We start from the raw sequence: 9,624 nt of genomic DNA, 5'->3' as shown, positions 1-9,624 counted from the left end.
CGGGGCGGGCCGCGGCCACCCCCCCCCCACCACCCCCCCCCCCCCCCCGCCGGGGGGGGGGGGGCCGCCCGGGGGGGGGGGGGGGGGGGCCCCCCCCCCCCCCCCCCCCCCCCCCCCCCCACGCCGGTGTTACTGGTCCAGGACGGTCAGCCCGGGCAGCTTCTTGCCTTCGAGGTACTCCAGGGATGCGCCGCCACCGGTGGAGATGTGCCCAAAGTCGCTGTCGCTGAAGCCGAGCTTCCGGACGGCTGCCGCGGAATCGCCGCCGCCCACCACAGAGAAGCCGTCCGAGTCCTTCAGCGCCTGGGCGATGGTGCGGGTTCCGTTGGCAAAGGCATCAAACTCGAACACACCCATGGGTCCGTTCCAGAAAATGGTCTTGCCCGACCGGATTTTTTCAGCGAACGCGGCGGCGGAATCGGGTCCGATGTCCAGGCCGATTCCGGAGGCCCCAAACCGGCTGTTCTCCATGGCATTCGCGGGGACCACCTCTGAGTCCGCATCTGCTGCGAACTTATCCGCCACCACAATGTCGGTGGGCAGCACAAACTCGCAGCCCACCTCCTTGGCGCGGCTGAGATAGCCTTTGACGTTCTCGATCTGGTCCGCTTCCAGCAGCGAGGCACCCACGTTGTAGCCCTGGGCGGCCAGGAAGGTGTAGACCATGCCCCCGCCCACCAGCAGGTAGTCAGCGCGGTCCATCAGGTTCTCGATGACGGCCAGCTTGTCCGAGACCTTCGACCCGCCCAGGACGACTACGTAGGGCTGCTCGGGGTGCTCGGTGAGACGTTTGAGCACCTCAACCTCGGTCTGCACCAGGTCACCCTCATACGCGGGCAGGATCTCGGCAATGTCATACACACTGGCGTGCCTGCGGTGGACGGCGCCGAAGGCATCATCCACATACGCACCGTTGTCCCCGGTAAGCCCGGCAAGCTCTCGCGCCAAGGCCAGGCGATCGGCGTCGTCCTTGGATGTTTCCCGCGGGTCAAACCGGATATTCTGCAGCACCAAAACTGAGCCGGCGGTAAGCGAAGCTGCCAGCTCATGCGCGCTCTGACCCACTACATCGGACGCGAACTCCACCGCGAACGGTGCAAGCTCATCCAGCCGGTCCGCGGCGGGCTGCAGCGAGTACTTCTCGTCCGGGGTGCCCTTGGGGCGGCCCAGGTGCGCCATGACGATCACCTTGGCGCCGTGCTCCACCAGTTTCTGAATGGTCGGGATGGAGGCACGGATGCGTCCGTCGTCCGCGACCGTGCCGTTATCCAGCGGCACATTCAGGTCCGAGCGGACCAGCACATACCGATCATCGACGCCGTCGCTGATCAGTTCCTCAAGAGTCTTGACTGTCATGTCTTCCTTTACGTTCTTTGCGGCATGGGGGGCTTGGGTGGGGGGTGGAGCAGACCGGGAAGGGCGCTACAGCTTGGAGCCAACCAGCTTGGTCAGGTCCACCAGGCGGCAGGAGTAGCCCCACTCGTTGTCGTACCAGCCAACAACTTTGACCTCGTTGCCCATCACACGGGTCAGCCCCGAGTCGAAGATGCACGACGCCGGATCCGTCACAATGTCAGAGGACACCAGCGGCTCATCCGTGTAGCGCAGGATGCCGTTCAGGGCGCCGTCCGACGCCGTCTTATAAACGTCGTTGATTTGTTCGACTGTGGCTTCGCGGCTGACCGTGACCGTGAGGTCGGTAACGGAACCGGTGGGCACGGGAACGCGCAGGGCAAAGCCGTCCAGCTTCCCGTCCAACTCCGGCAGGACCAGACCGATGGCCTTGGCTGCACCGGTGGAGGTGGGCACAATATTCAGCGCCGCTGCGCGGGCCCTGCGGAGGTCGCGGTGCGGGCCGTCCTGCAGGTTCTGGTCCGCGGTGTAAGCGTGGATAGTGGTCATCAGGCCGCGTTCAATGCCGAACGCCTCATGCAGGACCTTGGCCAGCGGGCCCAGGCAGTTTGTGGTGCAGGAGGCATTGGACACGATGTTGTCCGTGGCTGGGTTGTAGTCGCCGTCGTTGACGCCCATCACAATGGTGCGGTCCGCACCCTTTCCGGGGGCGGAGATCAGAACCTTTTTGGCGCCGGCGTCGAGGTGCTTCTTGGCGTCTTCGGCTTTTGTGAAGAACCCGGTGGACTCGATGACTACATCAACACCGAGGTCCTTCCAGGGAAGGTTTGAGGGGTCCCGCTCGGCGAGGACCTTGATGGTCTTCCCGCCAACAATGATGTCTCCGTTGCGTACTTCCACGTCCGCACCGAGGCGCCCGGTCACGGAGTCGTACTTCAGGAGGTGGGCCAGGGTTTCGGGGCTGGTCAGGTCGTTGACGGCCACAATTTCCAGGTCGGCGTTCTGCTCCAGTGCTGCGCGGAAGTAGTTTCGTCCGATGCGTCCGAAGCCGTTGATTCCAACACGAGTAGTCACTTTTTTGTCTCCTTGATTGCGGTGTACCGAAGAAACGTGACCCCTGTGTGCGTAGGCCACTGGTCTGGAAGGGACGGGTTGCCTGGACTGTCCTGGAACGTCCGGCGAATACCGTCCCGGTGAGTCCAAGAGGTTCCCGCCGGGCCATACGGCGAAGCGGGAACCCTCGGACTCATCCTACGCGCCGGGTCCCTCCGGCGAACCGGTACGGCGGCAGAAATGTGCCCCGGCGACCTGATTTACGCGGGGAGAACCAACGAATGGGCACCGTTGCGGGCTGCTTCGAACCGGGTGGCGACATCCGCCCAGTTGACAATGTTCCAGAATGCCTTGACGTAGTCGGCCTTCACGTTGACATAGTCCAGGTAGAAAGCGTGCTCCCACATGTCCAGCATCAGCAGCGGGATGGTGCCAACGGGAACGTTGCCCTGCTGGTCGAAGAGCTGTTCAATCACGAGGTTCTTGCCCAGGGGCTCGTAGGCCAGCAGGGCCCAGCCGGAACCCTGCAGCGACGTTGCGGCAGCGGTGAACTGGCCGCGGAACGCGTCGAAGGAACCAAAGAAGTCATCGATTGCCGCTGCCAGTTCCCCGACCGGCTTGTCGCCGCCCTCGGGAGAGAGGTTGTTCCAGAAAATGCTGTGGTTTACGTGGCCTCCGACGTGGAAAGCCAGGTCCTTGGAAAGCTTCGGGATGGTGGCGAAGTCGCCCTTTTCGCGTGCTTCGGCCATCTGTGCCAGGGCCGTGTTGGCGCCTGCAACGTACGTCGCGTGGTGCTTGTCGTGGTGCAGCTCCATGATGCGGGCGGAGATGTTCGGCTCCAGCGCGGCGTAATCGTAGGGCAGTTCCGGCAGTGTGTACTCGTTCACAAAATCCTCCAGTAAAAAAGTCGGATTGGGTTATCCGGACGGCGTTTCCATCCGGAAACTTAGGTGCCGCCAAACAGGCAGCAGGCTTAGTCCATCTTATGCTTCAACGCTACTCGTCAAGCATCTCAGGAGTCACATTGGCCTCAGTGCCGGGAATGCCCAATTCCGCTGCACGCTTATCCGCCATGGCCAGCAGCCGGCGGATCCGCCCGGCAATGGCGTCCTTGGTCATGGGCGGCTCCGCGAGGTGCCCCAGTTCGTCCAGGGACGCCTGCTTGTGCGCCACACGCAGCTCGCCGGCATAGCGCAGATGCTCGGGAACGTCGTCGCCGAGGATGTCCAACGCCCGGTCCACCCGGGCACCGGCAGCCACTGCGGCCTGGGCTGAGCGGCGCAGGTTGGCGTCGTCAAAGTTGGCCAGCCGGTTAGCGGTGGCCCGTACTTCCTTGCGCATCCGGCGCTCTTCCCAGACCATCAGGGCGTCATGAGCTCCCATGCGGGTGAGCAGGGCGGCAATGGTGTCGCCGTCGCGGATGACCACGCGGTCGATGCCGCGCACTTCTCTGGCCTTCGCGGCAATGCCGATGCGGCGGGCCGCGCCCACCAGGGCCAGGGCCGCTTCCGAGCCGGGGCAGGTTACTTCCAGCGAGGACGAGCGCCCGGGTTCGGTCAGTGAGCCGTGAGCCAGGAATGCTCCGCGCCACACGGCTTCGGCGTCGGCGGCGGAACCATTGACGACCACGGAGGGCAGTCCGCGGACCGGTCGCCCTCGGGCATCCAGCAGCCCGGTCTGGCGTGCCAGCGATTCACCGTCCTTGACCACGCGGACCACGTATCGGTTGCCGCGCCGAAGCCCTCCACCGGACACCACAATAATTTCCGAGGCGTGGCCGTACACCTCGGCGATGGCGGCGCGCAGCCGCCGGGCGGTGGAGGCCAGATCCACTTCGGCTTCAATCACAATGCGTCCGGAGATGATGTGCAGTCCTCCGGCGAAGCGCAGCAAGGCAGATACTTCCGCTTTGCGGACGGAGGACTTTTTCACATCGAGGCGTGAAAGTTCCTCTTTTACTGCTGCGGTTAACGCCACAAAAACACTCCTAGTTCTCCCCAAAGATATCGTGGTACGCGGTAGCCAGGCGCAGCGGATCATGGATCGGGCGCCCGGTCGCTGCCCCCACCTTACCGAAGACAGCCCGTCCACCCATTCCGGCGACGGCGTCACTGAAGGCGCTGCGGTCCTCGATGACGGCAGGATCGGCCAGCACGGCGTCCACCTTGAGGTCGGGTGCGTACCGCCGGATCTGGGCCAGATGATCCACGGCTGACATCCCGGCAGTTTCCTTGGTCTCATTGGTCAGGTTCATGGTCAGGCACACCTTGGCCCGGGTCCGGCAGAGGGCGCTCCGCAAATCCGGAAGCAGCAGATGCGGCAGGACAGAGGTGTACCAGGAACCCGGGCCAAGGATGACCCAGTCCGCGCGTTCAATCGCCGTCAGCGCTTCGGGGCAGGCCGGCGCTTCCGCAGGAGTCAGCCGTACGTCGCTGACCTTTCCGTGGGCTCCCGCCGTCGCCAGCCGGGCCTGTCCGGTCACCAGTTCCAGATGTTCCCCGCGCTCGGTGCAGCGCAGCACATCCCCCTCAATCGTCAGGGGCTGGGTGGACATGGGCAGGACCTGGCCGCGGGCGCCGAGCAGGGCGCCGGCCCACTGCAGGCCGGCCACCGGGTCTCCCAGCAGTTCCCACAGGGTGACTATCAGGAGGTTGCCCAGCGCATGGTTGTCCAGCGAGCCGGTGACGCCGGGACGGGACTGGAAGCGGTGCTGCATAACGTCCCGCCAGGTGCGTCCCCAGTCGGTGTCGTCACACAGGGCGGCCAGTGCCATCCGCAGGTCCCCGGGCGGCAGCACACCGAGCTCGTCGCGCAGGCGTCCGGAGGAGCCGCCGTCGTCGGCCACTGTGACAACCGCAGTCAGGTCGGTGGTGAGCAGGCGCAGCGCGGACAGCGAAGCTGACAGCCCGTGGCCGCCGCCAAGGGCCACCACGGGCAGGGAGCCGTCGGAGCCGCCCGGCCCCCGGTCCGCGCCGGTCTGGGGTATTACCGGCAGTGCGCCGGTGAGGAAGGCCACCTATTCACGCCCGAGGTCGCGGTGGTGCGCGCTGACGGTCACGTGCGGCAGCTGGGCGAGGCGTTTGGCCAGTTCCTCGGTCACGGCAACAGACCGGTGCTTTCCGCCGGTGCAGCCCACGGCAATGGTTGCGTAATGCTTGTTTTCGCGTCGGTAGCCGTCGATGACCGGCTCCAGTGCCTCCACATAGCGGTCCAGGAAATCGCGCGTTCCGTGGGCGTCCAGAACGTAGTCCCGCACATCGGTGTCCAGGCCGGTGTGGGGGCGCAGCTGCGGCACCCAGTGCGGGTTGGGAATGAATCGGACATCGGCCACGTAGTTGGCGTCCACCGGAAGCCCGTACTTGAACCCAAAACTCATCACGTTCAGCCGCAGCACAATCGGACCGGACTCCGTGAAGAGCTCGGTGATGGTGGTGGCCAGGGCGTGGACGTTCAGCTTGGAGGTGTCCACGACGACGTCGGAGGACTCACGCAGTTCCTTCAGCACGTCCCGCTCGGCGGCGATCCCGTCCAGGATGCTGCCGTCTTCCTGCAGCGGATGCGGTCGGCGGCCCTGCTCAAAGCGGCGGACCAGGGTTTCGTCTTCGGCATCGAGGAACAGCAGGCGGTAGGAAACACCCGCGGCACGCAGTGCGCTCAGCGCTTCCCGGATGTCCTGGAAGAGCTCCTTGCTGCGCACGTCAATGACCACTGCCAGCTTGGGAATGGATTGCGGCATGCGCGAGACCAGCTCAGTCAGGGTTCCCAGCATCATCGGCGGCAGGTTTTCCACCACGTACCAGCCGTGGTCTTCGAGCGCGTTGGCGGCCGTGCTGCGTCCCGCGCCGGACATGCCGGTGACCACCAGCAGCTCGGACTCGGCGGGCTTGACCGGAGTCAGCGCGTCCTGTTCGTTCATTTCGGGTGTCCTGTCCTTACTGGTTTCTTCCGGCCGCTGCCGGGGAATAAGCCGACTACCCAGCCTAGCCCTAAGTATCGATGATTTCCCCGGTGGTCATGTTCACTGCCGGGGCGGTTTCTTCCGCAGCCTTGGCCGCCAGCTGGGCGGAGACGGACGCCGCCAGTGCCGGCCCGATGCCCGGAACGCGCTGCAGGTCTTCAGCGGAGGCAGCCCGCAGCTTCTTAACCGATCCGAATTCCTTGAGCAATGCGGCCCGCTTAGCCGGCCCCAACCCTGAGATGTCATCCAGCAGCGAAGCCGTCATGGACTTGCCCCGCTTCTGCCGGTGGAAGGTGATGGCGAACCGGTGCGCTTCGTCGCGGATGCGCTGGAGCAGAAACAGGGCCTCGGAGGCGCGCGGCAGGATCACCGGGAAGTCACTGTCCGGCAGCCACACCTCCTCGAGCCGTTTGGCCAGGCCCACCACGAAGATGTCCGTGATTCCCAGATCCGCAAGGGCCCGGGAGGCAGCAGCCACCTGGGGCTGGCCGCCGTCGACCACTACCAGGTTGGGCGGATACGCGAACTTGGCCCGCGGTGCGGCAGTGAGCGTGTCGGTCAGGGGCTGGACGTCGGTGCCGGTGCGGTCAGCCGGCAGCCCGGACGGGACCGTGGAAGGAGTGTCGGGGTCCGCCGCCGGATCCGCATTCTCCGCAAGGTAATTGCGGAAACGGCGGGAGATGACGTTGTACATGGCCGATGTGTCGTCCCGGGCGGCGTCGCCGGTGATGGAGAACTTGCGGTAGTCGGATTTCTTGGGAAGACCGTCCTCGGCTACCACCATGGACGCCACAACGTTGGTGCCGGAGACGTGGGAGATGTCATAGCATTCGATGCGCAACAGGGCCACAGGCAGGTCCAGCGCTTCCTGCAGCTCCTGCAGAGCCGCGGAGCGGGTGGTGATGTCCCCGGCCCGGCGGCTCTTGTGCAGGCGCAGGGCGTCGGAGGCGTTGCGGGCCACGGTTTCCATCAGGGCCTTCTTGTCGCCGCGCTGGGGAACCCGGATGTCCACCTTGGATCCGCGCAGGCCCTGCAGCCACTGCGCCAGTTCATCGGCGTTGGGCGGCAGGACGGGCACCAGGACCTCGCGGGGAATGCTGTCAGTGGAGGCGGACTCGCCGTAGGCCTGCTGGATCAGGTGCTCCACCAGATCGGCGGTGTCGGCGTCCTCGACCTTCTCCACCACCCAGCCGCGCTGGCCGCGGATACGGCCGCCGCGGACGTGGAAGACCTGCGCGGAGGCTTCGAGCTCGTCCTCTTCCAGAGCGAAGATATCCGCATCGGTTTCCTCGCTGAGCACCACGTTGTTGCGTTCAAAGACCTTACGCAGGGCCGAGATGTCATCGCGGAGCCGGGCTGCGGTCTCATAGTCCAGCTCGGATACGGCGGCCTGCATTTCCTTCTCCAGGGTGGAAATGAAGCGCTTGCCTTCGCCGGACATAAAGTCGCACAACTCAGCGGCCAGCTGCCGGTGGTCCTCCGGGCTGATACGGCCGACGCAGGGCGCCGAGCATTTGTCGATGTAGCCGAGCAGGCAGGGGCGGCCGGTGCGTTCGGCCCGCTTGAAGACACCCGAGCTGCAGGTGCGCACCGGGAAGACCCGCAGCAGGGTATCCAGGGTTTCCCTGATGGCCTTGGCCGGATAGAAGGGGCCAAAGTAGCGGGTGTCCTTCCGCCGCTCACCGCGCATCACCTGGGCCCGGGGATACTTCTCCCCCATGGTGACGGCCAGATAGGGGTAGGACTTGTCATCCCGGAACATGATGTTGAACCGGGGATTGAATTCCTTGATCCAGGTGTATTCCAGCTGCAGCGCTTCGAGTTCGGTGCCCACCACCGTCCATTCCACACTGGCCGCGGTGTGGACCATGGCCCGCGTCTTGGGCAGTAGCCCGCGGGGGTTGGCAAAGTACGAGTTCAGGCGGGAGCGAAGGTTCTTGGCCTTGCCCACGTAGATCACCCGGCGGTGCTCGTCACGGAAACGGTAAACGCCGGGAGCAGTGGGGATCTCCCCTGTCTTCGGCCGGTATGTTGCTGGATCTGCCACCGTTCCATCCTACGGTTGCTGCGGCGGAGCTTTTCGCGCCGCAGGTGCGGTTTTCGCGCGGCGCTGAACTGCAGCTCCGCCCTCGGCGTCGCCCTGATCGGTCCCCCACCGCACTTCAGAGACCGATGGGATCCGTGGGTTGGCGGAGGGCCCTAGCAGATAGGGTGCACTTGTGAACGGGTTCATTCTAAAGAATGGGGTTGGGGTGATCGCTGCAGGGAGGCGTCACTCAGTAGGCGTGAATTCAGATGGCTCAGCGGTGGCCGCGGGAATTCCTCAAGCCCAGGAGTGTCGGGTTGGCCAGTGGCATGACCTCACATCAATAGCGGCCGGAAACGTCCACACAGCTTCCAACACCGGCCAATCCCACAGCGTGGGATTGCGTACGAACGGCACTGTTCTTGCCACCGGGTGGAATATCGACGGACAGTGCGATGTCAGCGGCTGGGTGAGCGTCATTGGCATAGCCGCCGGCTGGCGGCGCACACTTGCCGTCCTTGCGGACGGTACAGCACGGGCCACCGGCCGTCACCGCGAGGGTGCGTGCAATGTGGACGCTTGGAATGAAATTGTGGCAGCTGCCGCCGGTGATTGGCACTCGGTAGGACTACGAGCAGACGGTACGGCCACGGCAGTAGGAAATAACCTCAGGGGACAATGCGAAGTTGCCGAGTGGCGCAATCTGCACGCGATAGCCGCGGGTTACTTGCATACCGTCGGCCTCGACACAAACGGGTGTGTGCTCGCCGTGGGAGACCGGGCATCCGGCGTCCAGGATGTTTCTGCCTGGCGCGACGTCGTCGCTGTGTCAGCAGGCAGCCATCACACGGTAGGCGTCACTGCAGGAGGCCGGGTTCTTTCCGTTGGAGACAACAGCAGAGGCCAGTGCGACACCGCATCCTGGCGTGACGTTGTTGCCGTTGCCGGCGGCTCTACACACACCCTCGCACTCCGCACTGATGGAACTGTCTTAGCTGCTGGCAATAATGATGACGGTCAGTGCGACACCACGGGTTGGATGCTCTGGCCTTGACCCCGGATGGTGGACACCTCACAAGAGAGAATGTTCACTATGACAAGAGCACGTCGGGAGTTCACTCCTGAATACAAGGACGAGGCAGTGAAGCTGGTCCTCACCACCGGCAGGGCGGTTGCCACTGTTGCCCGGGAACTTGGGCTGAACGAGGCCACTCTGGGCCGCTGGGTCAATAGC

The 9,624-nt window shown here is 64.8% G+C and carries 9 protein-coding genes; 2 read left to right on the top strand and 7 right to left on the bottom strand.

Annotated elements, in window-relative coordinates; all coding sequences use genetic code 11:
- Nucleotides 1-129 precede the first annotated feature (129 nt).
- The 7 genes from ABIB35_RS18600 to uvrC form a co-directional block, all read right to left on the bottom strand.
- Complete coding sequence (locus tag ABIB35_RS18600; protein ID WP_354183222.1) at nucleotides 130-1,356, bottom strand: phosphoglycerate kinase; 1,227 nt, start codon at nucleotides 1,354-1,356, stop codon at nucleotides 130-132.
- A gap of 66 nt (nucleotides 1,357-1,422) precedes the next feature.
- Complete coding sequence (gap, locus tag ABIB35_RS18595) at nucleotides 1,423-2,427, bottom strand: type I glyceraldehyde-3-phosphate dehydrogenase (RefSeq protein WP_354183221.1); 1,005 nt, start codon at nucleotides 2,425-2,427, stop codon at nucleotides 1,423-1,425.
- A 239-nt stretch (nucleotides 2,428-2,666) separates the two neighbouring features.
- A complete protein-coding gene (locus tag ABIB35_RS18590) occupies nucleotides 2,667-3,293 on the bottom strand; it encodes a superoxide dismutase (protein WP_354183220.1) in 627 nt (208 codons plus the stop codon).
- Nucleotides 3,294-3,402: 109 nt separating this feature from the next.
- Nucleotides 3,403-4,383, bottom strand: coding sequence for a DNA-binding protein WhiA (whiA, locus tag ABIB35_RS18585; protein WP_354183219.1), 981 nt, complete (start codon nucleotides 4,381-4,383; stop codon nucleotides 3,403-3,405).
- A 10-nt stretch (nucleotides 4,384-4,393) separates the two neighbouring features.
- Complete coding sequence (locus tag ABIB35_RS18580; RefSeq protein WP_502915833.1) at nucleotides 4,394-5,422, bottom strand: gluconeogenesis factor YvcK family protein; 1,029 nt, start codon at nucleotides 5,420-5,422, stop codon at nucleotides 4,394-4,396.
- Nucleotides 5,423-6,322: an RNase adapter RapZ gene (rapZ, locus tag ABIB35_RS18575; protein WP_354183218.1), complete on the bottom strand. Its 900-nt coding sequence runs from the start codon at nucleotides 6,320-6,322 to the stop codon at nucleotides 5,423-5,425.
- A gap of 70 nt (nucleotides 6,323-6,392) precedes the next feature.
- Nucleotides 6,393-8,411, bottom strand: coding sequence for an excinuclease ABC subunit UvrC (gene uvrC / locus ABIB35_RS18570; protein WP_354183217.1), 2,019 nt, complete (start codon nucleotides 8,409-8,411; stop codon nucleotides 6,393-6,395).
- Nucleotides 8,412-8,583: 172 nt separating this feature from the next.
- Here uvrC and ABIB35_RS18565 point away from each other — a divergent pair, with 172 nt between their 5' ends.
- Nucleotides 8,584-9,444, top strand: a complete 861-nt coding sequence (locus tag ABIB35_RS18565) for an RCC1 domain-containing protein (RefSeq protein ID WP_354183216.1) — start codon at nucleotides 8,584-8,586, stop codon at nucleotides 9,442-9,444.
- Between the two features lie 39 nt (nucleotides 9,445-9,483).
- A partial coding sequence (locus ABIB35_RS18560) for a transposase (RefSeq protein WP_354183223.1) occupies nucleotides 9,484-9,624 on the top strand: 141 nt, incomplete at its 3' end.

Origin of the sequence: Arthrobacter sp. UYP6, from assembly GCF_040547315.1 — a bacterium.
Lineage (GTDB): Bacteria > Actinomycetota > Actinomycetes > Actinomycetales > Micrococcaceae > Arthrobacter_B.
This window is presented reverse-complemented; position numbering and strand designations above follow the sequence as displayed.

Coding starts and splice junctions, on each gene's coding strand:
- rapZ (WP_354183218.1), bottom strand. CDS start 6,322: ATGAACGAACAGGACGCGCTGACTCCGGTCAAGCCCGCCGAGTCCGAG.
- ABIB35_RS18600 (WP_354183222.1), bottom strand. CDS start 1,356: ATGACAGTCAAGACTCTTGAGGAACTGATCAGCGACGGCGTCGATGAT.